Annotated in this window: 28 protein-coding genes and 1 riboswitch; of the genes, 15 read left to right on the plus strand and 13 right to left on the minus strand. The window is 68.8% G+C overall.

Annotated elements, in window-relative coordinates; translation table 11 throughout:
• Window positions 1–252 precede the first annotated feature (252 nt).
• Complete coding sequence (locus ACFSKW_RS47495) at window positions 253–1,059, plus strand: hypothetical protein (protein WP_379581220.1); 807 nt, start codon at window positions 253–255, stop codon at window positions 1,057–1,059.
• Window positions 1,060–1,634: 575 nt separating this feature from the next.
• On the opposite strand, the gene ACFSKW_RS47500 is transcribed toward ACFSKW_RS47495, so the two are convergent.
• The 4 genes from ACFSKW_RS47500 to ACFSKW_RS47515 all read right to left on the minus strand — a co-directional run bounded on the left by ACFSKW_RS47500 (window position 1,635) and on the right by ACFSKW_RS47515 (window position 4,290).
• Window positions 1,635–1,790 carry a hypothetical protein gene (locus ACFSKW_RS47500; protein WP_192781480.1) on the minus strand — a complete coding sequence of 52 codons (156 nt, stop codon included), beginning with the start codon at window positions 1,788–1,790 and terminating at the stop codon, window positions 1,635–1,637.
• A 97-nt stretch (window positions 1,791–1,887) separates the two neighbouring features.
• Complete coding sequence (locus ACFSKW_RS47505; protein WP_379581221.1) at window positions 1,888–2,409, minus strand: YbhB/YbcL family Raf kinase inhibitor-like protein; 522 nt, start codon at window positions 2,407–2,409, stop codon at window positions 1,888–1,890.
• A gap of 122 nt (window positions 2,410–2,531) precedes the next feature.
• Complete coding sequence (locus tag ACFSKW_RS47510) at window positions 2,532–3,383, minus strand: ABC transporter ATP-binding protein (RefSeq protein WP_379581222.1); 852 nt, start codon at window positions 3,381–3,383, stop codon at window positions 2,532–2,534.
• A complete protein-coding gene (locus ACFSKW_RS47515) occupies window positions 3,376–4,290 on the minus strand; it encodes an ABC transporter permease (protein WP_379581223.1) in 915 nt (304 codons plus the stop codon). The genes ACFSKW_RS47510 and ACFSKW_RS47515 overlap by 8 nt, the downstream gene beginning before the upstream one ends.
• A gap of 480 nt (window positions 4,291–4,770) precedes the next feature.
• Here ACFSKW_RS47515 and ACFSKW_RS47520 point away from each other — a divergent pair, with 480 nt between their 5' ends.
• The 5 genes from ACFSKW_RS47520 (at window position 4,771) to ACFSKW_RS47540 (ending at window position 10,461) form a co-directional block, all read left to right on the plus strand.
• The gene (locus tag ACFSKW_RS47520; RefSeq protein WP_379581224.1) at window positions 4,771–6,441 is read left to right on the plus strand and encodes a peptide ABC transporter substrate-binding protein; all 1,671 of its coding nucleotides are present in this window, start codon (window positions 4,771–4,773) and stop codon (window positions 6,439–6,441) included.
• 114 nt (window positions 6,442–6,555) lie between these two features.
• Entirely contained in the window at window positions 6,556–7,497 is a 942-nt protein-coding gene (locus tag ACFSKW_RS47525) for an ABC transporter permease (protein ID WP_379581225.1), read from the plus strand.
• Window positions 7,490–8,404 carry an ABC transporter permease gene (locus ACFSKW_RS47530; protein ID WP_379581226.1) on the plus strand — a complete coding sequence of 305 codons (915 nt, stop codon included), beginning with the start codon at window positions 7,490–7,492 and terminating at the stop codon, window positions 8,402–8,404. Before ACFSKW_RS47525 ends, ACFSKW_RS47530 begins: the two co-directional genes overlap by 8 nt.
• A 16-nt stretch (window positions 8,405–8,420) precedes the next feature.
• On the plus strand, window positions 8,421–9,461 hold the full coding sequence (locus tag ACFSKW_RS47535; protein ID WP_379581227.1) for an ABC transporter ATP-binding protein: 1,041 nt from the start codon (window positions 8,421–8,423) through the stop codon (window positions 9,459–9,461).
• The gene (locus ACFSKW_RS47540) at window positions 9,445–10,461 is read left to right on the plus strand and encodes an ABC transporter ATP-binding protein (protein ID WP_379581228.1); all 1,017 of its coding nucleotides are present in this window, start codon (window positions 9,445–9,447) and stop codon (window positions 10,459–10,461) included. Before ACFSKW_RS47535 ends, ACFSKW_RS47540 begins: the two co-directional genes overlap by 17 nt.
• Before the next feature lie 56 nt (window positions 10,462–10,517).
• Here the strand turns inward: ACFSKW_RS47540 and ACFSKW_RS47545 are convergent, their stop codons facing one another.
• The 6 genes from ACFSKW_RS47545 to ACFSKW_RS47570 form a co-directional block, all read right to left on the minus strand.
• A complete protein-coding gene (locus ACFSKW_RS47545) occupies window positions 10,518–11,675 on the minus strand; it encodes a hypothetical protein (RefSeq protein ID WP_379581229.1) in 1,158 nt (385 codons plus the stop codon).
• Window positions 11,676–11,782: 107 nt separating this feature from the next.
• On the minus strand, window positions 11,783–12,967 hold the full coding sequence (locus tag ACFSKW_RS47550; protein ID WP_379581230.1) for a lipid-transfer protein: 1,185 nt from the start codon (window positions 12,965–12,967) through the stop codon (window positions 11,783–11,785).
• Window positions 12,964–13,341, minus strand: coding sequence for a Zn-ribbon domain-containing OB-fold protein (locus tag ACFSKW_RS47555; protein WP_379581231.1), 378 nt, complete (start codon window positions 13,339–13,341; stop codon window positions 12,964–12,966). Before ACFSKW_RS47555 ends, ACFSKW_RS47550 begins: the two co-directional genes overlap by 4 nt.
• A gap of 33 nt (window positions 13,342–13,374) precedes the next feature.
• On the minus strand, window positions 13,375–14,511 hold the full coding sequence (gene mycP / locus ACFSKW_RS47560) for a type VII secretion-associated serine protease mycosin (protein ID WP_379581232.1): 1,137 nt from the start codon (window positions 14,509–14,511) through the stop codon (window positions 13,375–13,377).
• Window positions 14,508–15,044: a hypothetical protein gene (locus tag ACFSKW_RS47565; RefSeq protein ID WP_379581233.1), complete on the minus strand. Its 537-nt coding sequence runs from the start codon at window positions 15,042–15,044 to the stop codon at window positions 14,508–14,510. The genes mycP and ACFSKW_RS47565 overlap by 4 nt, the downstream gene beginning before the upstream one ends.
• A gap of 298 nt (window positions 15,045–15,342) precedes the next feature.
• Complete coding sequence (locus ACFSKW_RS47570; RefSeq protein ID WP_379581234.1) at window positions 15,343–16,149, minus strand: SAM hydrolase/SAM-dependent halogenase family protein; 807 nt, start codon at window positions 16,147–16,149, stop codon at window positions 15,343–15,345.
• A 92-nt stretch (window positions 16,150–16,241) separates the two neighbouring features.
• On the opposite strand from ACFSKW_RS47570, the gene ACFSKW_RS47575 reads away from it, so the two are divergent.
• Genes ACFSKW_RS47575 through ACFSKW_RS47585 form a run of 3 tightly spaced genes read left to right on the plus strand, consistent with a single transcriptional unit; the run spans window position 16,242 to window position 17,914 of the window.
• The gene (locus ACFSKW_RS47575) at window positions 16,242–16,541 is read left to right on the plus strand and encodes a DUF3263 domain-containing protein (protein WP_379581235.1); all 300 of its coding nucleotides are present in this window, start codon (window positions 16,242–16,244) and stop codon (window positions 16,539–16,541) included.
• 25 nt (window positions 16,542–16,566) lie between these two features.
• Window positions 16,567–17,364, plus strand: a complete 798-nt coding sequence (otsB, locus tag ACFSKW_RS47580) for a trehalose-phosphatase (RefSeq protein WP_379581236.1) — start codon at window positions 16,567–16,569, stop codon at window positions 17,362–17,364.
• 10 nt (window positions 17,365–17,374) lie between these two features.
• Window positions 17,375–17,914, plus strand: coding sequence for a hypothetical protein (locus ACFSKW_RS47585; protein WP_379581237.1), 540 nt, complete (start codon window positions 17,375–17,377; stop codon window positions 17,912–17,914).
• On the opposite strand, the gene ACFSKW_RS47590 is transcribed toward ACFSKW_RS47585, so the two are convergent.
• A complete protein-coding gene (locus ACFSKW_RS47590) occupies window positions 17,892–18,206 on the minus strand; it encodes a hypothetical protein (protein ID WP_379581238.1) in 315 nt (104 codons plus the stop codon). The genes ACFSKW_RS47585 and ACFSKW_RS47590 overlap by 23 nt on opposite strands.
• Before the next feature lie 14 nt (window positions 18,207–18,220).
• The gene (locus tag ACFSKW_RS47595) at window positions 18,221–19,648 is read right to left on the minus strand and encodes an alpha,alpha-trehalose-phosphate synthase (UDP-forming) (RefSeq protein WP_379581239.1); all 1,428 of its coding nucleotides are present in this window, start codon (window positions 19,646–19,648) and stop codon (window positions 18,221–18,223) included.
• A 23-nt stretch (window positions 19,649–19,671) separates the two neighbouring features.
• Here ACFSKW_RS47595 and ACFSKW_RS47600 point away from each other — a divergent pair, with 23 nt between their 5' ends.
• From ACFSKW_RS47600 to groL, 6 genes are all read left to right on the plus strand, one after another.
• A complete protein-coding gene (locus ACFSKW_RS47600) occupies window positions 19,672–20,232 on the plus strand; it encodes an RNA polymerase sigma factor (protein ID WP_183654570.1) in 561 nt (186 codons plus the stop codon).
• A gap of 59 nt (window positions 20,233–20,291) precedes the next feature.
• Window positions 20,292–20,431: riboswitch (SAM riboswitch) on the plus strand.
• Window positions 20,432–20,444: 13 nt separating this feature from the next.
• Window positions 20,445–21,677, plus strand: a complete 1,233-nt coding sequence (gene thrC / locus ACFSKW_RS47605; protein ID WP_379581240.1) for a threonine synthase — start codon at window positions 20,445–20,447, stop codon at window positions 21,675–21,677.
• A gap of 17 nt (window positions 21,678–21,694) precedes the next feature.
• Window positions 21,695–21,970, plus strand: coding sequence for a MoaD/ThiS family protein (locus ACFSKW_RS47610; RefSeq protein WP_379581241.1), 276 nt, complete (start codon window positions 21,695–21,697; stop codon window positions 21,968–21,970).
• A gap of 402 nt (window positions 21,971–22,372) precedes the next feature.
• Window positions 22,373–22,573, plus strand: a complete 201-nt coding sequence (locus ACFSKW_RS47615) for a cold-shock protein (protein ID WP_106250594.1) — start codon at window positions 22,373–22,375, stop codon at window positions 22,571–22,573.
• A gap of 123 nt (window positions 22,574–22,696) precedes the next feature.
• Window positions 22,697–22,840, plus strand: a complete 144-nt coding sequence (locus ACFSKW_RS47620) for a hypothetical protein (RefSeq protein ID WP_379581242.1) — start codon at window positions 22,697–22,699, stop codon at window positions 22,838–22,840.
• A gap of 191 nt (window positions 22,841–23,031) precedes the next feature.
• The gene (gene groL / locus ACFSKW_RS47625; RefSeq protein ID WP_379581243.1) at window positions 23,032–24,660 is read left to right on the plus strand and encodes a chaperonin GroEL; all 1,629 of its coding nucleotides are present in this window, start codon (window positions 23,032–23,034) and stop codon (window positions 24,658–24,660) included.
• Window positions 24,661–24,754: 94 nt separating this feature from the next.
• Here the strand turns inward: groL and ACFSKW_RS47630 are convergent, their stop codons facing one another.
• On the minus strand, window positions 24,755–26,752 hold the full coding sequence (locus tag ACFSKW_RS47630) for a HelD family protein (protein ID WP_379581244.1): 1,998 nt from the start codon (window positions 26,750–26,752) through the stop codon (window positions 24,755–24,757).
• Window positions 26,753–26,818 lie beyond the last annotated feature (66 nt).

The raw sequence follows: 26,818 nt of genomic DNA on the forward strand, positions 1-26,818 counted from the left end.
CGAAATCCACCCTCCCCATGTCCGGACTTGTCAGCCGCCCGCTTGATCCCGAGCTGGAGCCCCAGCAACGGTGGCCTCCGGGTTTCACGGCGATCCCGCCCGCTCGAGGTGGTGATAGAACTGCCTCGGTAGCTCAGTCGGGCGGTGCGCGCTCCGTATGGCGCCATAGCGCGCACGCCGGCTTTCGGGGGACTTCGAATCGCGATTCGAATGGCGAACAACGCGAATCGAATAAGAGCCGGGAAGGCAATCATGAACCGTATTATCAAGGCGGCGGTAGCCGTCGCCATTTGCGGGCTCGCCGCGGCCGTGGCCGTGCCCGCCCAGGCCGACAACTCCTACCGCTCCGCCGGGGGAGGCATCGACGTGTCCTTCTCCGGAACGGACGCGACGGCAGGGCTCCGCCACAGCGCAGTGGTCACCGACGGTGTACGGGTGGTCTCGGAGAACGGCATCGACGGAACCGGCCCGGTGGCCGGGAGCGGCGTCCTCCTCAACGGTCACGAGGTCCCTGTGGCCTCGCACGGCCTCGATCTCGACGGGCCCATGGACTCGGTCGACCGGCTCCTCCAGGCGGTCATGAAGGGCAGCCCGAGCGAGGTCGTCCGCGCTTCGATGCCGGAGGACAGCGTCGCGGCCGAGCTGTTCGGTGTCGCGGACCGCCAGGACGCCGCCAGCAGCTCCAGCTCCAGCAGCTCCAGCTCCAGCTCCAGCAGCTCGTCCAGCTCGACCTCTCCCGCCGACCGGGGCACCTTCCTGGGCCTGAGGGAGCAGGAGGCGGCCTCGCACGGCGCCGTCGAGCCGGTCCAGACCGAGGCGGAAAGGGTCGAGCTGGCACCCGCGGTCCGCGAGGCGACGCCGGCCGAGGCCGCGCCGGTCATGGAGTCGCTGCCCGGCCTCGTGGGCGCCCTCTCCATCGACGAGATCGCCCCGCTCGTCGATGCCGCCACCGACGTCGTCGACAACAACGCCAACAGGGGGATCAGCTCGGCCAGCGAGACGCAGGGCGCGGTCACCGAGTCGGTCGCTCAGACGACCGACCTCGCCGCCCAGCACTGACATCGGAGGGCGCGCGCCGCGACGGGCCGTACGGTGCCCATGGCTCGCCGCGCGATGGCTCCCCTGGGGCGTCGCATCCAGCACACCTGACCGCGGGCACGATCCTCTCCGGAGCTTGGCGGGACCGGGACCGCGCGTCAGAGCCTGTGCGGATGGATGCGACCCCGTACGGCAAGCCACGCCGAGCGCCTCCCCATGTGCGTGGCAGGGGCCTGTCGAAGGGACGCTCCCGTGAGTGTCCCTTCCGCGCCGCAACGGCGCCCGTGACACCACGAAGCCTTCGACGACGATGGGACGGACGTCGGGCAGGCGAGCGTGGCGATCGCGAGATGGGAAAGAAGCGGCGGCCCCGGGCGGGCCGACTCGGCCGGCGGGCGTGGGCCATGGGCTCACGGGACGGACCACCTGCCGATCGGCTCACCCGATGGCCGCGGCTTCCTCCTTCCTCGACGTACTTCCGCGACATGGTGATCACGGTCGGCTTCACGAGACCGGTGGCCTGGTTCAGGCCACCGGTCTCGTCATGTGCGGGGTCTGCGGCCCGGCCCTCGGCGGTGGAGGGGCGCGGGTGTCGGTCAGGTGATGCGGACGCCCGTGCGACGGGCGATCTGGGCCTGAAGCCTGGCCATCTGCCAGTGCAGCTCGATCAGTTGCTCGGCGAGCTCGGCCCTGGGGATCTCAGACGGATCCTCGATGGCCAGGTGGTCAATCGCGGTCGACAGCTCTCGCATCGCGCGCCCCCACTCCATCATGTTCCTCAGCTCGAAACAGCGTTCGAATCATATCGGAACGGCGATGGCGGTGTCAGGCCTTTGCCTCCTGAGTCGCTCAGGTTTCGTACACAGGTGCGATAAAGCCTCTGGCCAGCGTGTTCGCGGTGATGTTGAAGCCGACGACCGCCGCGGGAGCGTCGGCGTCGACGCCCAGCGACTCGACGCCGAGCGCGTGCACGGCGAACAGGTACCGGTGCGGGTGGCCGGGAGGCGGTGCGGCGCCGCCGTACGCCTTGGTGCCGAAGTCGTTGCGCGCCTGGGTGCCGAGCTTGGCGTCGGCGGCGCCCGCGCCCGTGGGCAGTTCGGTGACGTCGGCGGGGACGTCGAACAGGAGCCAGTGCCAGAAGCCGCTGCCCGTGGGGGCGTCGGGGTCGTAGCAGGTGACGGCGTAGCTCCTGGTGCCCTCGGGGGCGCCGGACCAGCGCAGGTGCGGTGAGAGGTTCTGGCCCGTCATGCCCCAGTCGTCGAACACGTGGGCGTCGGGGAGGCGCTCTCCGTCGCGGACGTCATCGCTCTCGACGGTCAGGGCGGGGACTTCGGGCAGGAAGTCATAGGGGATAGGTGGCCTTGCGGGCAAGATGCACCTCCGGTGAGTTCGGGCTTACCTTCCCCATCTTCCACCCGGGCGGGGGCGGAGACGATGATCGGCATCCCGGTGTCACCGGAGAGGCTGCGGGCCGTGCTCTCCGGCCCCGAGGGTCAGCCCTTGTTGTAGGCGGCGATGACCTCTTTGGGATCGCCGTCCATCCTGATCTTGCCCTTGTGCAGCCAGATGACCCTGTTGCAGGTCTCCTCGATCACCTTGAGATCGTGGGCTACCAGGAACACCGTGCCGGCGGACTCGCGGATCTGCTTGATCCGCTTCTCGCTCTTCTTGCGGAACTCCCTGTCGCCCGTGGCCAGCGCCTCGTCGATCAGGAGCACGTCGTGCGTCTTGGCCGAGGAGATGGCGAAGCGCAGCCGGGCGCCCATGCCGGAGGAGTAGGTGGACATGGGCAGCTGCACGAACTCCCCGATGCCGGAGAAGTCGACGATCTCGTCGTACGCCTCCTTGACCTGCCCGGGGGTCATGCCCATGGCGTAGCAGCCGAGCACGATGTTGCGCTCGCCGGTCAGCTCGCGCATGAGGGCCGCGTTGACGCCGAGCAGCGACGGCTGGCCGTCGGTGTAGACGGCGCCCTCGTGCGGCGGCAGCAGGCCCGCGATGGCCCGCAGGAGCGTCGACTTGCCCGAGCCGTTGCGGCCCACGATGCCGATGGCGTCGCCGTGGTAGGCCACGAAGGTCACGCCCTTGACGGCGTGGACCTCCTTCATCTGCGGCCGCCCCTGGCGCTTCACGAGGCGCATGAGGGCGTTGACCGCGTTGCCCTTCTCGTGGTCCGAGGTGGCACCGTAGACGCGGTAGACGATGTGGAGGTCGTCGACGATGACGGTCGGCGTACCCGTCGTGGGAGCGGGAGGCTCCGGGTTGGGGTGCACCCTGACGTCCTTGTCGGGGACGCCGGGCTCCTCAGCCTTCACTTGGGACAGCTCCTCCGTCAGCTCAGCCACGGCCGTACCTCTCCTCGGCGCGCCAGAAGTACCAGAAGCCGAAGGCGAGTGCGAACACCGCCCAGAATACGCAGCTCATCCAAGCCCACGTCGGCACGGGGTGGCCAGGGATCAGGATGTCGCGCATGAACTCGATGTAGGAGGCGGCCGGGTTCGCGTACATGACGTTGGCCACCCACTGGGGCAGTTTCGCGGCGCCGACCACCTTCTCCTGGATGGAGAAGAACACACCGGAGGCGTAGAGCCAGGTGCGCATGATGAAGGGCAGCAGCTGGTTCATGTCGCGCATGGAGGAGCCGACGCGGGCCATGACGAGGCTCGCCCCGACATTGAACATCGTCTGCAACACCAGCACGACGGGGATCATCAGCCAGAACCACGTGGGGAACTCACCCGTGGCCACGACGATCGCGAGCAGGATGCCCATGGAGATGGCGAGCTGCTGGAGCTCCTGGATCGTGTACGCCAGGGGCAGCGCGGCCCGGGGGAAGTGGAGCGCCCTGATCAGCGAGAGGTTGCCGGAGATCGACTTGGCGCCCGCCGTCACCGACCGCTGCGTGTAGGTGAAGACGAACATCCCCGTCAGCAGGAAGGCGGGGTAGTTGTGGATGTTGCCCTTGCCGCCCAGGATGAGGCCGAACATCACGTAGTAGATGCCGGCGTTCAGCAGCGGTGTGAGCACCTGCCACAGCTGGCCGAGCGCCGAGCTGCTGTACTTCGAGACGTTGCGCGAGGTCGCGTACGTCATGATGAAGTGCCGCCGCTCCCACAACTGGCGCAGGTAGGCGGGGAACCTCGGTCGTGCGATGGCACGACGAAGCCCGTATCGCTTGGCGAGCTTGCTCAGCGGCTCCCCGCTGCGGCCGCCCGCCTGGGCGTCCGCGACAGCGGATTCCGGCTGGCTCATGGCATGGACTCTATTGGATCCAGGTAGGTGAGGTGCTTCGGGCGGCGGTTTACCACAGAGACTTGGACGTCGTCTTGGGGGAGACGGGTTCCAGGTGCCTCCCAAGACTTGGTCAACGGTAGCCCAGGAGCGCTCGCGGTGTGAGCGCGGTGAGAGCACTGTCCGATGAGGTGTAATTTGACTCGACAGTTCAGGCGCCTTACTCATCCCCTCGTGACCGGTTTGTCCCCATAAAGGGTTCCCTTCGGCCGGTGGGCGGATGGGTGTGACGCTGAGCGCGCAGACGTGTGACCGAACTGCAATGTGCCAGAGACTCGCTGGTGGCAAGTAGTGAGGGATAGTCGCGATCGACTGGCAGGGCGTCAGCTGGTTTGACCATGTCAGCCAAACCCGGGGGATTGACAAGGACCCTCCGTCAGGCTGCCTAGGACTTCGCAGCTCAGCGCTTACGCCCACCTGTAGAGGGAGGAAAATCTACTAATGCGTGTTACTAAGGGCGCACAGATCGTCGCCGGTACCGCGCTGCTGGCCGTCGCAGTCGCCGCGTGTGGTAGCGGCGGCGGTGGGACGGCCGGCAACGACAAGGGCAGCGGATCCTCAGCCAAGCCGGTCACGGTTGATATCGCCAAGCCCCAGCACGAGCTGAGCCCCATCAACACCAATGACACCAGTGGTGCCGAGGTGCTGAACGCGCTGTTCGTCGGCCTTGTCGACTACGACAAGGACAAGAACGTGATCCTTCGTGGCGCGGAGTCCATCGAGCCTGACGCCGAGTCCAAGGTCTGGACGATCAAGCTGAAGGACGGCTACAAGTTCCACAACGGCGAGGCCGTCACCGCCAAGAGCTACGTCGACGCGTGGAACGCCGCCGCCTACGGCCCCAACGTCCAGGAAGGCGGCCACTTCTTCTCCGCCGTCCAGGGCTACGAGGACGTCGCCCCCGCCGACCCCGACGGCGAGGAGGGCCCGCAGAAGGCCCCCGAGCCCAAGGCCAAGACCCTCGCGGGCCTCAAGGTCGTCGACGACAAGACCTTCACCGTCACGCTGGCGCACTCCTACTCCGGCTTCAAGACGATGCTCGGCTACACCACCTTCATGCCGATGCCCTCCGTCGCCTTCGACGGCAACGGTGGCATCAAGAAGGAGTTCGGCGAGAGCCCCGTCGGCAACGGCCCCTTCAAGATGGCCAAGCCGTTCAAGCTCGCGACGGACACCACCATCTCCGTCGTGCGCTACGACGAGTTCGTCGAGGGCAAGGCGAAGATCGACGCGGTCGACTTCAAGATCTCCAGCGACAAGGGCACCTCGTGGAACGAGCTGCGCGCCGGCAACCTGGACATCATGGACCAGCTGCCGCCCGAGGCCATCGCCACCGCCAAGCAGGAGCTGGGTGACCGCTACATCGAGCAGGCGTCCTCCGGTGTGGGCTACTTCGGCTTCAACACCAAGAACGGCGAGGCGTGGGCCAAGAACGTCGAGCTGCGCAAGGCCGTCTCGATGGCCATCGACAGGAAGACCATCACGGAGCAGGTCTTCTCCGGCACCCGCGTGCCGGCCGACGACTTCGTCAGCCCCGTCGTGGCCGGCTACCGCAAGGGCGCCTGCGACGCGTGCGTCTACGACCCCGCCAAGGCCAAGGAGCTGTGGGAGAAGAACGGTGGCGGCAAGGGCCCCATCACCCTCTCCTACAACGGTGACGGCGGCCACAAGGAGTGGATCGAGGCCGCCGCCAACAACCTGCGCCAGAACCTGGGCGTCGACGTGAAGGCCGAGCCCTACGAGTCCTTCGCGTCCATCCTGGACGAGCTGGACAAGGGCAAGGTCGGCGGTGCCTTCCGCATGGCCTGGATCATGGACTACCCGTCCATCGAGAACTACCTCCGCCCGATCTTCGGCACCGGCGGTAGCTCCAACCACGGCCGCTACTCGAACAAGGACTTCGACGACCTGCTCGTCCAGGGCGACTCCGCCAAGAGCGACCAGGAAGGCGTCAAGCTCTACCAGCAGGCCGCTGACATGCTGGTGAAGGACATGCCGTACGTGCCGGTGTACTTCTACCAGACCAACGGTGGTTACTCGCAGAACGTCAAGAACGTGACCATCGACCCGTTCGAGCGGATCGACCTCGCCAAGGTCGAGCGGGCTTCCTGACCATGACCCGCACTCTCCGGTAGGCGTCCACCAGATGCCTGCCGGAGGGGCCCTGACAACTGAGGGCAGCCCGGGAGGTTGCCGGGCTGCCCTTCGCAATGATCGGGAGACATCATGGGCCGCTATGCGATCAGGCGCCTGCTCCAGGCGATCCCTGTTCTGCTGGGTTCCACATTTCTCATCTTCTGCACCGTCTATGCCCTGCCCGGCGATCCCGTGGCCATCCTGGGCGGTGAACGACGCATCGACCCCGTGCTCGCGGCGCAGCTGCGTGAGCAGTACGGGCTCAACGATCCGCTGATCGTGCAGTACTGGCACTACATCACCGGCGTCTTCGTCGGCGACTTCGGTGAGACCTTCCAGGGCGTCCAGGTCAATGATCTGTTCGCGGGCAAGTTCGGGGTCACCATCCAGCTCGCGTTGACGGCTCTCGTCATCGAGGGGATCGTCGGTCTCGGTCTCGGTCTGCTCGCGGCTCTGCGCCGCGGCCGCTGGGAGGACTACAGCATCCTGGCCCTGACGCTGCTGCTGGTGTCGGTGCCCACCCTGGTGAGCGGCTTCGTCCTGCAGCTCGTTCTCGGCGTCAAGCTCAAGACGTCCCTGGGCATCGACTTCTTCCCCATCTCGGGCACCGACGCGGGGTGGCGGAGCTTCCTCGTGCCGGGCTTCGTACTCGCGGGCACGTCGATCGCCTACCTGGTCCGGCTCACCAGAACCAGCCTCATGGAGACCCTGAGGGCCGACTACATCCGCACGGCGATCGCCAAGGGCATGCCGCGCCGGAGGGTCCTCGGCAGGCACGCGTTGCGCAACTCGCTGATCCCCCTGATCACCTATCTGGGCGCCGACCTCGGCTCACTGATGGGTGGCGCGGTGATCACCGAGGCGATCTTCAACCTGAACGGGATCGGCCAGCAGCTCTTCCAGTCGGTCGCACGGCGTGAGAACGCCGTCGTGGTCGGCATCGTCACGGTTCTCGTCCTGGTCTACCTGCTCGCGAACCTCATCGTCGACCTGCTGTACGCCGTCCTCGACCCCAGGATCCGCTATGAGTGACCTGAACACCGTCACGGCGCCCAAGGCGCCCTCGCGCAGGAAGCCGAAGGAGAAGAAGCCGGCCAGCCTCTGGTCTGACGCCTGGTACGACCTGCGCAGGAACAAGGTCTTCGTGATCGGCTCGTTCATCGCGGTCGTGCTGATCCTGATGGCGATCTTCCCCGGGGTGTTCGCGCCGCAGAACCCCACGGCCTGCAACCTGGCCGACGCCCGCCAGGGCATCAGCTCGGCCCACTGGTTCGGCCTGGACAACCAGGGCTGTGACACCTACGCGCGCGTCATCCACGGCGCTCGGGTCTCGATCCTGGTCGGCGTGCTGACCTCGCTGGTGACCGGCCTGGTCGGCGGCGCTCTCGGCCTGATCGCCGGCTTCTACGGGCACTGGGTCGACGTGATCCTCTCCCGCGTGGCCGAGATCTTCTTCGCCATCCCCTCGATCCTCGGCGCGCTGCTGCTGCTGTCGGTCGTCGGAAGGGACCAGGCGGGCGTCTGGACGGTCGTGATCGCGCTGGCGATCCTGGCCTGGCCGATGGTGCTGCGCATCATGCGCGCGGCCGTCATCACCGCCAAGAACCAGGACTACGTCACCGCGGCGCGTGCGCTGGGCGCGAGCCCGTGGCGCCTGTCGGTGCGGCACATCCTGCCCAACGCGCTGGCGCCCGTCATCGTGGTCTGCACGATGAACCTGGGCGTGTTCATCGCGGGCGAGGCGGCGCTGTCGTTCCTCGGTGTCGGCATCCAGTCGCCCAACATCTCGTGGGGTCTGATGATCGCCGACGCGCGCAACAGGTTCCTGATGGCTCCGGAACCGCTGATCTTCCCGGCGGTCTTCCTGAGCATCACGGTCCTGAGCTTCGTCATGATCGGCGATGCCGTACGAGACGCACTCGACCCGAAGCTGCGATAGAGAGGGGGGAATCGCAATGAAGAAGAAATCGGCACTGGACGTGTTGCCGGCCGAGGGAGGGCTGGGCAACGAGCCGCTGCTGGCCGTGGACAACCTGCACGTGGAGTTCCACACCAGGGCGGGCGTCGTCAGGGCGGTCAACGGCGTCAGCTACTCGCTGAACGCCGGTGAGACGCTCGCCGTCCTCGGTGAGTCGGGTTCGGGCAAGTCCGTGACCGCGCAGGCGATCATGGGCATTCTCGACATGCCGCCCGCGAAGATCCCCCAGGGGGAGATCCGTTTCCACGGCACCGACCTGCTGAGGCTGTCGGAGGAGGCCAGGACCCAGGTCCGCGGCGAGCGCATCGCGATGATCTTCCAGGACGCGCTCTCCGCGCTGAACCCGGTCTTCACCGTGGGCTGGCAGATCAGCGAGATGTTCCGCGTGCACCGCGGGATGAGCAAGCGCGACGCCACGAAGAAGGCCGTCGAGCTGATGGACAGGGTGCGCATCCCCGCGGCCAGGCAGCGGGTGAACGACTACCCGCACCAGTTCTCCGGTGGCATGCGCCAGCGCATCATGATCGCGATGTCCATCGCGCTCGACCCCGAGGTGCTGATCGCCGACGAGCCGACCACCGCGCTCGACGTGACCGTGCAGGCCCAGATCATGGAGCTCCTCGCGGAGCTCCAGCGCGAGAGCAACATGGGCCTGATCCTGATCACCCACGACCTCGGTGTGGTCGCCGACGTCGCGGACAAGATCTCGGTCATGTACGGCGGGCGGATCGTCGAGAACGCCCCGGTGTACGACATCTACAAGGCCCCCGCGCACCCCTACTCCAAGGGCCTGCTCGACTCGATCCCCAGGGTCGACATGAAGGGCCAGGAGCTGTACGCGATCAAGGGCCTGCCGCCCAACCTGCTCGACATGCCCTCAGGCTGCGCGTTCCACCCCCGGTGTCCCTACCGGCAGGACAACTGCGTGACCGACGTCCCCCCGCTCTACGAGATCAGCGGCGTGCGCGGCAGCGCCTGCCACTACTGGAGGGAGGTCCTCGATGGCAGCCGTGGGTGAGCCGATCCTCGAGGTCCGCGACCTGGTCAAGCACTTCCCGTTGACCCAGGGCATCGTCCTCAAGCGGCAGATCGGCGCGATCAAGGCCGTCGACGGCGTCTCGTTCGACCTGAACAAGGGTGAGACCCTCGGCATCGTCGGCGAGTCCGGCTGCGGCAAGTCGACGCTGGCCAAGCTGCTGATGGCGCTGGAGCGGCCGACCTCGGGCTCGGTCAAGGTGAACGGCCGTGAGATCGCCAACGCCAGGGGCGCGGAGCTCAAGCGGATGCGCCGCAACATCCAGATGGTGATGCAGGACCCCTACACCTCGCTGAACCCCAGGATGACCGTCGGCGACATCATCGGCGAGCCGTACGACATCCACACCGAGGTCGCGCCCAAGGGCGACAGGCGCAAGAAGGTGCAGGAGCTGCTGGAGGTGGTCGGCCTCAACCCCGACCACGTCAACCGCTACCCGCACCAGTTCTCCGGCGGTCAGCGTCAGCGCATCGGCATCGCGCGAGGACTGGCGCTCCAGCCGGAGGTCATCGTCTGCGACGAGCCGGTGTCGGCGCTGGACGTGTCGATCCAGGCGCAGGTCATCAACCTGCTGGAGCGGCTGCAGAACGAGTTCGACCTGGCCTACATCTTCATCGCCCACGACCTGTCGGTGGTGCGCCACATCTCCGACCGGGTCGGGGTGATGTATCTGGGCAAGTTCGTCGAGCTCGGCAAGGACACCGAGATCTACGACAAGCCCGCCCACCCCTACACGCAGGCGCTGCTGTCGGCGGTGCCGGTGCCCGACCCCGAGGGGAGGGAGCAGCGCGAGCGGATCATCCTGCAGGGCGACCCGCCCTCGCCTGCCAACCCCCCGTCGGGCTGCCGCTTCCGCACCCGCTGTTGGAAGGCGCAGGAGATCTGCGCCGAGCAGGAGCCGCTGCTGCAGATCAGGCCGGGCACGAGCCATGAGAGCGCGTGCCACTTCGCCGAGACGCACGACGTGGTGCACGCCGGCTGAGTTCCGTGAAGAAGCTCCCCGCACGCCTTTGGGTGGGGAGCTTCTTCGTTGCTGCCCTACCTGGTGGCGGGAACCGCGCCGAGAAGGTGGCCGACCGGCGTCGCCTTACCGGAGGCGACCGCCTTGGTGGCGGGTGCCACCGCGTAGGTGACAGGTGCCTTCGTGTCGGTGGAGGACGCCTTCGTGTCGGTGGCCGGGGCCACCGCGTTCGTGGTCGGTGCCTTCGTGCCGGAGGCGGGCGCCATCGCGTTGGTGGCGGGGGCCACCGCGCTCGTGGCGGGTGCCTTCATGTTGGTGGCGGGGGCCACCGCGGTCGTGGCCTTCATGTTGGTGGCCGGGGCCACCGCGGTCGTGGCGGGTGCCATCGTGTTGGTGGCGGGTGCCACCGAGTTGGCCGGTGCCACCGCGTAGGTGACAGGTGCCTTCGTGTCGGTGGAGGACGCCTTCGTGTCGGTGACCGGGGCCACCGCGTTCGTGGTCGGTGCCTTCGTGCCGGAGGCGGGCGCCATCGCGTTGGTGGCGGGGGCCACCGCGCTCGTGGCGGGAGCCTTCGTGTCGGTGGCGGGTGCCGCTGCGCCCGTGACGGGTGCGGCCGCGCCGGTGGCGCCGGGCAGACCCGTGACAGGAACTGTCGCCGGGGCCGCAGCGCCCGTGACCGGAGCGACAGCGTCTGTCACGGGAGCCGCCGCGTCGGAAACAGGAGCCGCGGCGCCCGTGACGGGAGCGGCCGCGTTGGTGGCGGGTGCCATCGAGTTGGCGGCGACGGGAGCCGCCGCGCCTGTGGCGGGTGCCACAGCGTCCGTAGCGGGTGCCACAGCGTTGGTGGCGGGTGCTACCGCCCCCGTGGCGGGTGCCGCATCGTTCGTGGCGGGTGCTACCGCCTCCGTAGCGGGCGCCACATCGTCCGTGACGAGTGCCGTGTCGTCCGTGACGAGTGCCGTGTCGTCCGTGACGAGTGCCTCATCGTCGGTGGGTGCTACCGCGTTGGTGGCGGGTGCTGCCGAGCCTGTGGTGGTCTCGGCCGCGGTGGTGGCAGGCGCCGCAGCTCCCGTGGCGGGAGCGGCGGCGCCTGTGGCGGGTGCGGTCGCGCCGGTGGCGGTGAGATCGCTGATGGGGTCGGGGCCGTGGAACGCTTCGGCAGAAGCGGCTGAGACGGGTCCTGCCATCGCGAGTCCGAGCGTGGCGGCGGCGCCGACGAGAATATGACGGATCATGGAAAATTCCCCCTGAAGGCAACGTGCCAGAACGCGAGATCCAACACGTTCCGTAATTGACAGTTACTGTCCGTGTTCATCAGTAGAACATGTCAGGGGTTAATAGATCAATCCGGGTCACCCATAGCGATGATCGCCGAACCGTGACCAAAGAGTCCCTGGTTGACGGCCATGCCCACGCGGGCGTGCGCGACCTGCCGGGCGCCCGCGGTACCTCGCAACTGCCAGGTCAGTTCGCAGACCTGCGCGATCGCCTGGGCGGGGATCGCCTCGCCGAAGGAGGCCAGGCCGCCCGAGGGGTTCACGGGGATCCGGCCGCCGAGCGCGGTGTCGCCCGCGCGCAGGAGCTTGTCGGCCTCGCCCCTCGCGCACAGGCCGAGGTCCTCCATCCAGTCCAGCTCGAGCGCGGTGGAAAGGTCGTAGACCTCGGCGAAGGACAGGTCGCGGGGTCCGAGCCCGGCCTCCTCGTAGGCCGCGTGGGCGAGGGCGGCACGGAAGGGGACGCTTTCGCGCACGGGCGGGTCGGTGGCGAAGTCGGGCAGGTCGAGAACGGTCTTGGGGTAGGTGGGCGTGACCGTCGCGACCGCGGCGAGCGTCACCGGGCCTGGCGCGCCGATCCTGCGGGCGTAGGCGGCGGAGGCGAGCACGAGCGCCGCGCCGCCGTCGGAGGTGGCGCAGATGTCCATGAGGCGCAGCGGGTCGGCGACCATGGGGGAGGCGTGGACCTCCGCCGCCGTGACGGGCTTGCGGTAGCGGGCGTTGGGGTTCAGCGATCCCGCGAGGGCGTTCTTGACCTTGACCGCGGCGAAGTCGTCGGGCGTCGAGCCGTACAGGGCCATCCGCCTGCGGGCGGAGAGCGCGAAGTAGGCGGGGTTGGTGGCGCCGAGCAGGCGGAAGCGCAGCCAGTCGGGATCGTCGGGCCGGTCGCCTCCGACGGGCGTGAAGAAGCCCTTGGGGGTGGCGTCGGCGCCGATGACCATGGCGACGTCGCAGAGGCCCGCCATGATCCTGGTGCGGGCGAGGTCGAGGGCCTGGGCGCCGGAGGCGCAGGCGGCGTAGCAGGAGGCGATGCGGACGCCCGACCAGCCGAGCGCGCGGGCGTAGGTGGCGCCCGCGACGAAGCCCGGGTAGCCGTTCCTGATCGTGTCCGCGCCCACGACGAACTGCACGTCGCTCCAGGCGATGCCCGCGTCGGCGAGGGCGGCCCTGGCGGCGACCACGCCGTACTCGTGGAAGGACCTGCCCTGCTTGCCCCACGGGTGCATGCCCGCGCCGATCACGACCACGCTCATCGCGGCAGCCCCCACATCCAGACGGCGTGGCCGTCGGCGAGCGTGCCGGCGGTCAGCTCCACTTCCATCCCGACGCTGAGGTCGTCGACGGTCAGGTCCTTCACCTGGCCGAGCACGACGATACGTTCCTCGTCGAGCTCCACCGCCGCGAGCGTCACCGGCTCGTACGGCTCGGCCGCCACGAACGGCGCGGGCGGCGGGTAGCAGGCGTTGGTGTAGGACCACACGGTGCCGCGCCTGGACAGCCTGTGCTCTACGAGGTCTTCTCCCTCGCACAGCGGGTCGCGGCAGAAGCCGTGGTGCGGAGGGAAGAAGACGGCCTGGCAGGTCGTGCAGCGGGTGCCGAGCAGGTCGATGCCGTCGAACCACGTCATGAGGAGCAGTATCACACAAGCGCTTGCTCGGTACTAGCGCCGCCTCCTCCTGCTGAGCGCCACCACCCTGGCCGCCATCGTCGCCGCCAGCGCCAGCAGCGCGGCGATCACCAGCAGTCTGGTGTCCGTCCCCTGGTCCGACGGGCCGCCGCCGAAGTACGGCCGGCCCGCGGGCGTGGTGACCGGATCCCGCTCGCCCAGGCGGCGGGCCTCGGCCAGCGCGTGAGCCGCGTTCACCACGCCGTGGCCGTAGTCCTTGCTGTGCCCCTCCCTGTCGGCGCCGCTCTCGATCGCCCGCCGTACCTGCAGCGGGGTGAGGTCGGGGTAGGCGGACCTGACCAGCGCGGCGATGCCGGCCACCATCGCGGCGGCCGAGCTGGTGCCGTCGCCGATCACGTAGGAGCGGGGGCCGTCGGCGCTGACGATCTGCTTGCCCGGCGCGACCACGGACAGGTAGGTCTGGCGGTTGGAGAAGCCCGCCACCTTCAGCTTCCTGTCGACCGCGCCGACCGCGATCACCCCGGGGTAGGCGGCGGGGAAGTTCTTCCTGTTGGGGCCGTCGCCGTCGTTGCCCGCCGACGCGACGAGCACCGCGCCGCGCTCCAGCGCGTACTGCACGGCCTCCTCCTCGGCGGCCGAACCCTCCCATGTGCCGCTGCCGCCCCCGAGCGACATGCTGATCACCTGTGCTCCGTGGTCGACCGCGTAGCGGATGCCCCTGGCCAGCGAGTCCTGCCCGCGGGTCCTGGTGCGCTGCAGCTCGCGGCGCGGATCGTCGTTCTCCAGCGTCACCCGCACCGACAGCACGGTCGACTCGGGCGCGATGCCGATGACCCCGTCGGCCCTGCCCTTGCCGTGGCCGCGCCCGGCGATCAGGCTGGCCATGCCCGTGCCGTGGTGGCCCCAGCGGCCGCCGCCGGGAGCCTGTCCCGTGAGGTCGGGGCCCTTGACGACCGCTCCCGCCAGGTCGGGGTGGCGGGCGTCGACACCGGTGTCCAGCACGGCCACCGTGACGCCGGCGCCCCTGGTGAGGCGCCAGGCCTGCTCCATGTGCAGCGTGCCGAGCTGCCACTGCCGTTCGCGCGCGGTGGCCGCCACCTCGTCGGCGACCGTCGGCGTGCTGATCGCGAGCAGGGCGGCCACCAGCGGGGCGGCGAGCGCCCGCCTCATCCGGTGAGCCGCCGGTGGATCGCCACCGCCAGCTCGCGGGCCACTCTGCGCAGGCGCGGCGTCGCGCTCTCGTCCTTCGTGTACGGCCTGCCGTCGGTGTACCCGGCCGCGGTCATGACGACGTAGCGGTCGTCGGAGCTCACCCGCGCGCCGGTGATGTACTGCCGGGAGCCGAACAGCTCGGCGGGACCGCCGGGGACGGTGTAGGGCCTGACGGTGGCGGGCCTGGCGTCGCGGGGCTCGTCCCGGCGCGCGGGAGGGCCGGTGAGGACGGCGATGCCGGCGGTGGCGGCGAAGGTCTGGGTGCTGTCGACGTAGGTGGCGCGCAAAGCGGTGAGGCACCCGTGCAGGCCGGTGTCGCGATGGAAGGCGCGGGTGCACGGGGTCTCGGGCGCGATGCCGGCCAGGACGTAGGCGGTGCGGGCGCCCGACGGTGTGGTGCCCGCGAGCCTGGCGGGGAAGACCTCGGAGGCCGGCCATGCTCGCCATCGCTCCGCCACCGGGGGCTCGGTGTTCGGCCAGATCATGGTCATGATGGGGATGAGGGCTAGGGAGAGTCGGATCACGTCGGCCTCGGAAGGGGGGAGAGGGACGCTTCGGTGCGGTGAATTCTGGCACGCGCGCGATGGCTCAATCCGACGGTTCGGTAAACAGCCCGATACGCGGTGTAACTACCACTTCCGGCTCTTCACCCACATAAACCCCTTTTGTCACACCGGTTTCACCAGGACGATCGCCCCGAGAGTCGGGTTTCTCCTGTCGTGCCGTCCTCGGAAAACCCGGAGCCCCGGCCTGCGGACGGGCACGCCGCCACCGACCGCGGACGGCCGGTCAAGGCAGGGCGCAGAGGCGGACGTGGGCGCCGGGCGGGAGACCGAGGCGCTGGGCCGCGTCCCCCGAGTTGACCGCCAGCGCGATCAACCCGGCCGAGTCCGTGAAGGCCACCAGTTCCCCAGGCGGAACCGCGGCGAACGACTCGCGATAGGGCAACGAGAGCTGCCGCCGCCCCATCCACACCCCCAGCGTGTCCCCGACCCGGACCCCGACCGCGGCCAGGTCGTCGGCCGCGATCGACAGCTGGGTGTTGCCGAACCTGTCCACCGAGACGACCTCGCCCTCCACCGCCCCCTCACGCACATGCGTGACGGGCGAGGGCAGGGAGGCGAGCCTGTCCAGCGGGATCTCCGGCCCGACGTCCGACAGCTTGCGCCCCGTCGACAGGCGGGCCGCCACGGGCGAGAAGAGGTCACGGCCGTGGAAGGTGGGCGAGACGGGGGTGAGGAACAGGTCCCTGTTGGTGATCTCGTAGGCGGCCGTGGCGCCCCCGCTGGTGGTGATCGCCCAGGACAGCAGCCCGTTGTCGGGGCCGATGTAGATCCGGCCGCCCGCCTCGACGGCGACCGCGCGGCGGGCGCCGCCCGCGCCGGGGTCGACGATCCCGACGTGGATCCCCTCGGGCAGGTAGGGGACGGTCTGAGCGAGGATCGCCGCGCCTCTGCGGACGTCGCCCGACGGCACGAGGTGGCACACGTCGATCACGCGGACCTGCGGAGCGATCCTGGCGATCACTCCGTGACAGGCGGCCACATACCCGTCTTCGAGTCCGTAGTCGGTGAGAAGCGTGATGACTGGGCTCACACTTCGTGACTGTACGTCTCCTCAACCGCCGTGAACAGCCGCACTCCGCACATTACGATGGGCCACGGGCCGCGCCGACCGAGGAGGAGACCATGGACACTGCACCGGTCAGCGGTGACAGTGCTGCCCAGGAACCACCACGACCCCTGTCCGAGCGCGACCTGAGGATCCTCGCCTTCGAGCGCCAGTGGTGGCGTCACGCGGGCGCAAAGGAGCACGCGATCCGCGACGCCTTCGGGTTCTCCGCCACTCGCTACTACCAATTGCTGGGCGATCTCATCGACAGGCCTGAGGCGATGGAGCACGACCCGATGCTGGTCAAGCGCCTGCGGCGGTTGAGGGCGGCCCGCCAGAGGGAGCGCGCGGCCCGCAGGCTGGGAATGCGCCCCTGACTGCCTGGGTACGGCCAGCCGCGTGATGAGCAATCCAGGAATCCAAGCCATTGTGCGCGATCCGGGCGGCGCGGTGATCGGGCTCGACTTCGACGGCACGCTCGCGCCGATCGTGCCCGACCCCCGCGATGCCAGGAGCCATCCCGCCGCCCCGCCCGTCCTCGCCGAGCTGGGCGGCAGGGTCAAGGCGGTGGTGATCGTGACCGGCAGGCCGGCCGCCACCGTCATCGAGTACGGCCCCGGGCTGGAGAAGGTTCAGGGACTGGTGGTGCTCGGTCACTACGGGTTCGAGCGCTGGGAGGGCGGCAGGGTGAGCGCCCCGCCGCCGCCACCAGGCGTCATGCGGGCGAAGGCGGAGCTGCCGCGCCTGGTCGAGGGCATCCAGGGCGTGACGATCGAGGACAAGCAGCGGGCGGTGGCCGTGCACACCAGGCGCGCCCCCGACCCCAGGCAGTCGCTGGAGCGGCTGCGCGAGCCGCTCGCGAAGCTGGCGGCGGCGCACGGCCTCGTCGTCGAGCCGGGCCGGATGGTGCTGGAGCTGCGGCCGCCCGGCATGGACAAGGGGCACGCGCTCGACCTGTTCCTGGCCGAGAGGGCGGCACGGTCGGTGCTGTTCGCCGGCGACGACCTGGGCGACCTGGCGGCGTTCGAGGCCGTGCGGGCCTCCGGGCTCCCCGGAGTGACCGTGTGCAGCGGCTCGACGGAGGTCACCGAGCTCGCCGAGCGCGCCGACCTGGTCGTCGACGGGCCCGAAGGCGTCGTCGCGCTGCTGACCGAGCTGTCGGCAGCGATCCGCGATTCATCTGCAACCGGGGCAGGCTAGCTTCGCGCTCATGCTGATGACATTGGCCGTGACGGCCTCGCTCGTCCTGACCGGAGCCCACACCGACACGCAGTCGCTGTCCTTCAGAGGTGCGACGATCAAGGTGCCCGCCGCGTGGAAGGTCAAGAAGTCCGGCTTCGGCTCCGTCCATGTGATCACCGGACCGTGCAGCAAGAAGGCGGTCGACTGCCAGGGGTTCTGGCTGCACGGCCCGCAAAGCATCAAGTACGCCTCGGAGGGCAACCCGTTCAGGGTCGACCAGCCCTACCACCCCAGCAGCGGCGTGATGGAGTGCACGCACGACAAGCGCTACTACTCCTCCCCGCTGCCGGAGAAGCCGACGGTCTCGGGGCTCAGGCAGGTCGGCAGCGGGCACAAGGCGTACCACAGGGAGTGGAAGATCACCTGTCACAGCCAGCAGACCTTCAAGCCGACCAAGGTGACCTACCCGCAGCGGATCTGGTACCTGCCCGCGTCGAAGATCCTGATCGTGGACGAGTGGTCGACGCCAGGGCTGGGGGCCGCGCTCAAGCGGGCCGTCTGGCGCTGAGCACCCCGCCCGCGGCCAGGCCCGCCAGCACGGGCACCATCAGGAACGCGGTGTTCGTGCCGTAGCCGTCGGCGAGGGCGCCGAGGGCGAACGGCCCACGCCCATGGCTGGCCCGGCCCACACGGGCGAGGCCGCCGAGGCCAGGTCGGGGCGGTCGCCGGAGACGGCGATCACCCCGGCCGGCGCCGGCGTCCCGCCCCTGGTGGTCGCTCAGCGCGGCCATCGCGGTGTAGAGCATGACCGAGCCGAAGCCGCCCGCGATCGCGAAGCCGGTGAGGGTGGCCGGTAACACGAGGGGTCAGCCGGTCAGAGGCTGGCAAGCTGCTCGCCGAGCCATCGCCGCGGGGGAAGGGCGGTGGCGGCCTTCTTGAGCCTCGCGCATCGCCGTATCCGCTCCTCCTCCGGCATCTCCAGTCCCGCGCGCAGTGCCTCGGCCGTCTCGCCGACGTCGTAGGGGTTGATCACGAGGGCGTCGGCGCCCAGCTCGGCCGCCGCGCCCGCCTCGCGCGAGAGCACGAGCGCGCAGCGCGGGGACAGGATCGGGCCCTCCTTGGCGACCAGGTTCATGCCATCGCGGATGGGGTTGACCAGCAGCACGTCGGCGAGGCGGTAGGCGGCGAGGGAGCGCGGGTAGTCGTCGTTGACGTTGAGGATCAGCGGATCCCAGTCCTCGGTGGCGTACTCGTCCTCGATCTCCTTGGCGCAGCGTTGCACAGCGGCGGTGTATTCGCGGTATTCGGGCAGGTCGTGGCGGGATGGGTAGGCGAAGGCGAGGTGTACCACCCGACCATGCCATTCGGGGTGGGCGGCCAGGAACTCCCTGTAGGCCAGCAGGCCGCGCACGATGTTCTTCGACAGCTCGGTACGGTCGATGCGCACGATCAGCCTGCGGTCGCCGACCTGCTCGCGCAGCGCGGCCATGTTGGACTCGACGTCGGGCTCGCAGGCACGCTTCCACAGCGAGTCGCCGTCGACGCCGAGGCCGTGCACGCCGATGCGGGTGGTGCGGCCCTCGTGGCTGACCGTCCTGTCGAAGACCTTGGCGCCCAGCAGGCTCTGGCAGCAGTCCATGAACGCGCCGGCCCACCGCTCGGTCAGGAATCCGGCGTGGTCGGCGCCGAGGATGCCTTCGAGCACCTCGCGCGCGACCTCGTCCGGCAGCAGCGAGAAGTACTCGGGAGGCGCCCACGGCGTGTGGCTGAAGTGGGCGATCCGCAGGTCGGGGCGTTCGGCGCGGAGCATCGCGGGGGTGAGCGTCAGGTGGTAGTCCTGCACCATCACCTTGGCGCCGTGGCCGGCCTCCTCGGCCAGTGCCAGCGCAAACGCGCCGTTGTAGTCGCGGTAGGACTCCCACTCCTTCGTGAACCTGGTGCCGAAATAGGGGGCGTTAGGCGTGTCGTACAGCAGGTGGTTGACGAACCAGAGGGTCGAGTTGGCCACCGCGTTGTACGCGCGGTGGAAGGTCGCAGGGGGGATGTCCAGCATGCGCAACTTGCCGGTGTCGTAGCCCGCCTGGTCGAGCCGCCCGCCAGGAGCAAGCCGTGCGGCGCTGCGGTCGCCGTCGGACAGCGCGGCGCACACCCAGAGCACGCCCTCGTCCCTGACCACTCCCGAGAGCCCGGAAACCAGGCCCCCGCCACCGCGTTTCATGGTCAGGTCGCCGTCGTCGGAAACGGTGAAGGAGACAGGGCCACGGTTGGAAGCCACAAGAACGCTGTTCACAACATCCACCATGACCCCGAACATAGGATCTCGCTATGGCCCTAGATGAGCTAACCGAGGAACTGGCCCGCTCCGCCGCGGGAGGCGATCATCGCGCGCTTGGCGAGCTCCTGAAGCGGATCGAACCCGACGTGCTGCGACACTGCGCCCGTATCCTGCCGTACCACCAGGACGCCGAGGAGGCCTGCCAGGACACCCTGCTCGCCGTGGCCCGCAACATCGGGCGTTTCGAGGGCAGGGCCAGGTTCAGCACCTGGCTGCACATCGTGACGGCCAACTGCGCGCGCACCACCTACAGGTCGCTGAAGCGCAGGGCCGCCGAGCAGACCTCGGAGGAGCTGCCCGTCCAGAAGCCCGACGTGCGCAGGGTGAGCGTCATCGCGGGGTCGAGGCTCGACCTGCTCGACGCGATGGAGGCGCTGGAGGCCGACAAGCCCGACCTGGCCCAGGCGCTGGTGCTGCGCGACATCGTCCAGCTCGACTACAACGAGGTGGCCGAGCAGCTGGGCATCCCGCTCGGCACCGCGAAGTCGCGGATCCACCAGGCGCGCAAGTACGTGCAGGCCGCGCTTGGTGATACATATCGTCTCAGCTAGCGAGACGGTTGGTCGTGTCAGGGGCACGGCCGGGTATCGTGATGCCCACAACTCCATATTGCTCATCCAGAGGGGTGGAGGGACCGGCCCTGCGAAGCCCCGGCAACCCTCCCGGACTGAACTCGTGAAGTGACGAGGCCGGCCGGGACAGGTGCCAATTCCGGTCTGTGACCAAGGCGGTCGCAGACGAAGATGAGGGAAGGCCTCGCTTCATGTCGCTTGACTTCGGTCCTGCTGTCGCTCTGTCCTGCCGCGAGTGCGGCGCGCGCTACGACCTCGGCCCCAGCTTCGCGTGTCTGGAGTGTTTCGGGCCGCTCGAGGTGGCCTACTCGTTCGGGTCCGTGTCCCGCGCCGACATCGAGGCAGGACCGGCCAACATCTGGCGTTACCGCTCGCTGCTGCCGGTGCCCGTCGACGTGGCGAGCAAGCAGAACATGAACCCCGGCTGGACGAAGCTCGTCAAGGCCGACAACCTGGGCAAGGCCCTCGGCATCCGCGACCTGCACGTGAAGGACGACTCGGGCAACCCCACCCACTCCTTCAAGGACCGCGTGGTCGCCATCGCCGTCGAGGCGGCGCGCAACTTCGGCTTCCACACCCTGTCGTGCTCGTCCACCGGCAACCTGGCCGGCGCGGTGACCGCGGCCGCCGCCCGCGCGGGACTCGACGCCTGCGTGTTCATCCCGGCCGACCTGGAGCAGGCCAAGATCGCCATGGCGCGCGTCTTCGGCGGCAAGCTGGTCGGCATCCAGGGCACCTACGACGAGGTCAACCGCTTCTGCTCGGAGCTCATCGGCGACCCGCTGGGTGACAAGTGGGGCTTCGTCAACGTCAACCTGCGGCCCTACTACGCCGAGGGTTCCAAGACGCTGGCCTACGAGATCGCCGAGCAGCTCGGCTGGCGGCTGCCGGACCAGATCATCATCCCGGTGGCCTCGGGGTCGCAGCTCACGAAGATCGACAAGGGCTTCAAGGAGCTGATCGCGCTCGGGCTGGTCGAGGACACCCCCTACAAGATCTTCGGCGCGCAGGCGCTCGGCTGCTCGCCGGTCTCCACGGCCTTCAAGGCAGGCCACGACGTGGTGCAGCCGGTCAAGCCGGACACCATCGCCAAGTCGCTGGCCATCGGCAACCCGGCCGACGGGCCGTACGTGCTCGACATCGCGCGCCGTACGGGCGGGGCGGTCGAGGACGTGACCGACGCCGAGGTGGTGTCGGCGATCAAGCTGCTGGCGTCGACGGAGGGCGTCTTCGCCGAGACCGCGGGCGGGGTGACCGTGGGCGTGCTGAAGAAGCTCGTCGACACGGGGCAGCTCGACCCCTCGCTGACCACCGTGGTCCTCAACACCGGTGACGGTCTCAAGACGCTCGACGCGATCGCGGACGACGCGACGCCCACGGCCGTGATCAGGCCGTCCCTTGACGCGTTCCGCGCGGCTGTCTGAAAGGAAAGGTAGAAGTCATGAGCGTTTCGGTGCGGATTCCCACCATCCTGCGCACGTACACGAACGGCAGCGCGGAGGTGAGCGGCGAGGGCGCCACGCTTCGCGAGGTGCTGCAGAAGCTGGACGCCGACTACCCGGGTATCGGTGCGCGAATTTTGGATGAATCGGGCAAGATTCGCCGTTTTGTCAACGTTTATGTTGGGGAAGAGGATGTCCGATTCGTGGGCGGACTCGACAGCGTCACCCCTGAAGGCGCGCAGATCTCCATCATCCCCGCCGTGGCCGGCGGCTGACCCTTTTCGGTCGTCACGAACGCCCGCGAGGTTTTCCTCGCGGGCGTTTTCATGTCCTTTGACCGTTTTTAAGGCGCTTCTTCCTCCTGAGGGGCAGCTGGACGCCGCCGTGGCCGTGTGGGCAGGGGCTCCTGGGACCGCTGCGAGGAAAGGCCGCAGCTCGGGGCGCGGGCGACACGTTGTTTTTCGCAAGAAGATGGAACATTTAACTAACCTTTCCGCGACTACAAGAATGCCTACCGCGAACACCGAGAAGTAGTTTGGCGATTGACTCTGTTGTTCTACGGCATGCCACAGGTATGGTCGAGGGCGATCGTCCGGCTGATTTCCCCATAAGTCGTGCCGATCGCGGATCTCGCGAGTGAATGGGCGGGGTCCAGAGCCAAGTAAGAGGAGTCGGAAGTGGCGCAGGGCACCGTCAAGTGGTTCAACGCGGACAAGGGCTACGGCTTCATCGCGGTAGACGGTGGTAAGGATGTTTTCGTCCATTACTCAGCGATCATGATGGATGGCTATCGGTCGCTCGAGCAGGGCCAGCGGGTCGAGTTCGAGATAACCCAGGGCCAGAAGGGTCCCCAGGCGGAATCCGTCAGGACGGTCTGAACCATCAAGAACCGGCAGCTCACACGGCAGCGCAGTCCGTGAGGATCTGTCATGTCCTTTTCGTCGATTCGGCAGGCCTGATCCGCGTCAGCCGGTCGGGCCTGCCCGCCGTACTCTGGAGTCATGGGACGTTGGTCTGAGCTGCCCGGGCGGGTTCTGCCCGAGGACATGGTCGAGCTCCACGAGACCGAACCGCCACGTGACGATGTGATGGGCGCGGGCTTGACCAGAGAACAGGTCCTGATGATGACCAACTTGCTAGGCTGACCTGCGGGGAAGTGCCTCTCGGTTGCACTCGCCAGGGTAGAGTGCTAAACAGTTCGTTAGCACTCTCGTTATGAGAGTGCCAGAAACTGGGATCGAGACGATGGGGCCCGCCGAATGGAGTCGGGCCCATGCCGTCGCGGGCGTCGGCTCGGTCCGCTGAAAGCCACCCTGCATCTGGGAGGTCTAGCCTTATGGCAGCCAAGATGATCGCGTTTGACGAGGACGCCCGGCGCGGTCTCGAGCGCGGTATGAACCAGCTCGCCGACGCCGTCAAGGTGACCCTCGGCCCCAAGGGCCGCAACGTCGTGCTGGAGAAGAAGTGGGGCGCTCCCACGATCACCAACGATGGCGTGTCCATCGCCAAGGAGATCGAGCTCGAGGACCCGTGGGAGAAGATCGGCGCCGAGCTGGTCAAGGAAGTCGCCAAGAAGACGGACGACGTCGCGGGTGACGGCACCACCACCGCCACCGTGCTCGCCCAGGCGCTGGTTCGCGAGGGCCTGCGCAACGTGGCCGCAGGCGCCAACCCGATGTCCCTGAAGAAGGGCATCGAGGCCGCCGTGGAGCGCGTGAGCGAGGAGCTCTCCAAGCTCGCCAAGGACGTGGAGACCAAGGAGCAGATCGCCTCCACCGCCTCCATCTCCGCCGGTGACGCCGAGATCGGCAACCTCATCGCCGAGGCGATGGACAAGGTCGGCAAGGAAGGCGTCATCACCGTCGAGGAGAGCAACACCTTCGGCCTCGAGCTTGAGCTCACCGAGGGCATGCGCTTCGACAAGGGCTACGTCTCCGGTTACTTCGTGACCGACCCTGAGCGCATGGAGGCGGTCCTTGAGGACCCCTACATCCTCATCGTCAACTCGAAGATCTCGGCCAACAAGGACCTGCTGCCCCTGCTCGACAAGGTCGTGCAGTCCGGCAAGCCGCTGCTGATCATCGCTGAGGACATCGAGGGCGAGGCTCTGGCCACCCTGGTCGTCAACAAGATCCGCGGCCTGTTCAAGTCGGTCGCCGTCAAGGCTCCCGGCTTCGGCGACCGCCGCAAGGCGATGCTGGGCGACATCGCGACCCTGACCGGCGGTCAGGTCATCGCCGAGGAGGTCGGCCTCAAGCTCGAGTCCGCCACCCTCGACCTGCTCGGCCGCGCCCGCAAGGTCGTCGTCACCAAGGACGAGACCACCATCGTCGACGGTGCCGGTGACCCCGAGCAGATCGCCGGCCGGGTCAACGAGATCCGCGCCGAGATCGAGCGCACCGACTCCGACTACGACCGCGAGAAGCTCCAGGAGCGCCTGGCCAAGCTCGCCGGTGGCGTCGCCGTCATCAAGGCGGGCGCCGCGACCGAGGTCGAGCTCAAGGAGCGCAAGCACCGCATCGAGGACGCCGTTCGCAACGCGAAGGCGGCCGTCGAGGAGGGCATCGTCCCCGGCGGTGGCGTGGCGCTGCTGCAGGCCGGCACCAAGGCGTTCGACAAGCTCGAGCTCCAGAGTGACGAGGCCACCGGCGCGGCGATCGTGAAGAAGGCGCTGGAGGAGCCGCTGAAGCAGATCGCGGTCAACGCCGGCCTCGAGGGCGGCGTCGTGGTCGAGCGCGTGCGCAACCTCACCCCGGGTGAGGGCCTCAACGCCGCGACCGGCGAGTACGTCAACATGTTCGAGGCGGGCATTCTCGACCCGGCCAAGGTGACGCGCTCCGCGCTGCAGAACGCCGCCTCCATCGCGGCGCTGTTCCTCACCACCGAGGCCGTCATCGCCGAGAAGCCCGAGAAGAACGCGGCTGCTCCGGCGGGCATGCCCGGCGGCGGAGACATGGACTTCTAAGTCCTGGCTTCTCAGTCCTGACGAATCAGGGCGACCCCTCGGGGTCGCCCTTTTTCTTTTGTCCGCTCTTTCCGTCCCCGGGCTTACGGGCGTCCTACGCCAGCTGGGCGGGCAGCGGCTTGGCGTGCAGGATGGTCAGCGAGGTGACCGCGCGGGTGAGCACCACGTAGAGCCTGGCCAGGCCGCGCGGCTCGGCCTCGACGATGTCGGCGGGCTCCACGACGATGACATGGTCGTACTCCAGACCCTTGGCCAGCGTGGCGGGGATCACCAGCAGCCGGTGCTCCTCGGTCGAGTCAGGCCCCAGGACGGCGTGCGGGACGCCGTCGAGAGACGCCGAGACCGCGCCGGCCATGCCGTCGGGAACGATGACGCCGATCGAGCCCTCCCTGGCGAGCGCGTCGCGGACGGCGTCGGCGACCTCGCCGCCCTGCCGTACCGCCAGCGAGCCCTGACCCGGGCGCAGCGAGCGCGGGGGAGCCAGGTCAGGGGCGATGGCGGGCAGCAGCCGGGCGGCGTAGTCGAGCACCTCGCGGGGCACGCGGAAGCCGAGCGTGAGCTCGGTGACCTCGCCGGAGTCCTGGCCCAGGTGCTCGAGCACGGTCGCCCACGAGCGGGTCGACCACGGGGTGGTGCCCTGGGCGAGGTCGCCGAGGACGGTGGCCGAGCCGGTGCGGCAGCGCCGGCCGAGCGCGCGCAGCTGCATCTCCGACAGGTCCTGCGCCTCGTCGACGACCAGGTGGCCGATGGAGGCCGTGCGCTCGATGAGGTCGGCGAGCTCGTCGAGGAGAGCCGCGTCGGCGGCCGACCACCTGGCCGACTTCCACGACCGGTACGGCTTGCGCCACAGCAGGGCCTCCTGCTCCTCGGCCGACAGGTCCGACCTCGCGGCCGAGGCGAGGAACTCGGCGTCCGACAGCAGGCGGAAGAGCACCTGGGCGGGCGTCAGCTTCGGCCACACCGAGTCGACCAGCTGCTTGACGGGCTTCGACCTGGCCACCGCGTCCTGGACCCTGTCGTCGGGCGAGTCGCCGCGCTGTTCCATGCGGACCAGCACCTGGTGGGCCAGCCGCTGGGCGAGGGCTGCCCGGCCGGGGCCGTACCTCGTGGTGCCGCGCAGCGAGGCGACCATCTCGCGCACCTCGTAGTCGGCGACCCTGAAACGGTGGACGCCCCTGGTGTAGACGAGGCCCTCGGTGGGTTTGACGATGTGCAGCCACAGGGCGCGCTCCAGCACCTTGGCCATGCGGGCGTCGCCCTTGACCGCGGCGACGAGCGGGTCCTCGGGGGCGTCGTGCTCGCCGAGCAGCTCGGCGACGGTGGTCTGGTCGACCTTGACCTCGCCGAGGGCGGGCAGCACGGAGGAGATGTAGGACAGGAACGCCTTGTTCGGGCCGACGATCATGACGCCGGCGCGGGCGAGCTTCTCACGGTGGGTGAACAGCAGGTAGGCGGCACGGTGCAGGCCGACCGCCGTCTTCCCCGTTCCGGGCGCGCCCTGGACGCAGACGGTCTGGGTCAGCGCGGCGCGGACGATCTCGTCCTGGTCGGGCTGGATGGTGGCCACGATGTCGCGCATGGGGCCGGTGCGGGGGCGCTCGATCTCCTCGGTGAGGATCTGCGAAGGGCCGAAGTCGGCGCCCTCGTTGAGGGGCTCGTCCTCGAAGGCGGTCAGGTCGCCGCCGTGGTAGCCGAAGCGGCGCCGCCGTACGACGCCCATGGGGTCGGTGGGGCTGGCCTGGTAGAAGGCGCGTGAGACGGGCGCGCGCCAGTCGATCACCAGCGGGCGGCTGGCGCCGTCGTGGACGTGGCGGCGGCCGACGTAGATGACGCCGGGGAGATCGTCATGATCTTCCCTGTCGAGCCTGCCGAAGAACAGGGGAGTGTCGGGATGGTCGGCGAGCGCCGCGACCCGCTGATCGAGCAACGACTGCAGGATCTGCTGCGAGACCCAGTCGCCCGCGGCGTCCGCCGACAGCGACTGGGCGTGCTCGCGCATCGCTTTCAGCGCCGCGCGGGACTGGGCCAGATGGGCTCGCTCGTCGCCGAGCACATCGGTGGGTATGTCAGGGGCCAACTGGTTTCCGGGCATGCGAAAGCGCCTCCCCATTCGTCAACGGAGGTGGTAGACAAGGCAGCGAACCGTTGAGCTTACCCC

Source organism: Nonomuraea mangrovi (assembly GCF_042681425.1).
In the GTDB taxonomy this organism is placed as follows: Bacteria; Actinomycetota; Actinomycetes; order Streptosporangiales; family Streptosporangiaceae; genus Nonomuraea; species Nonomuraea mangrovi.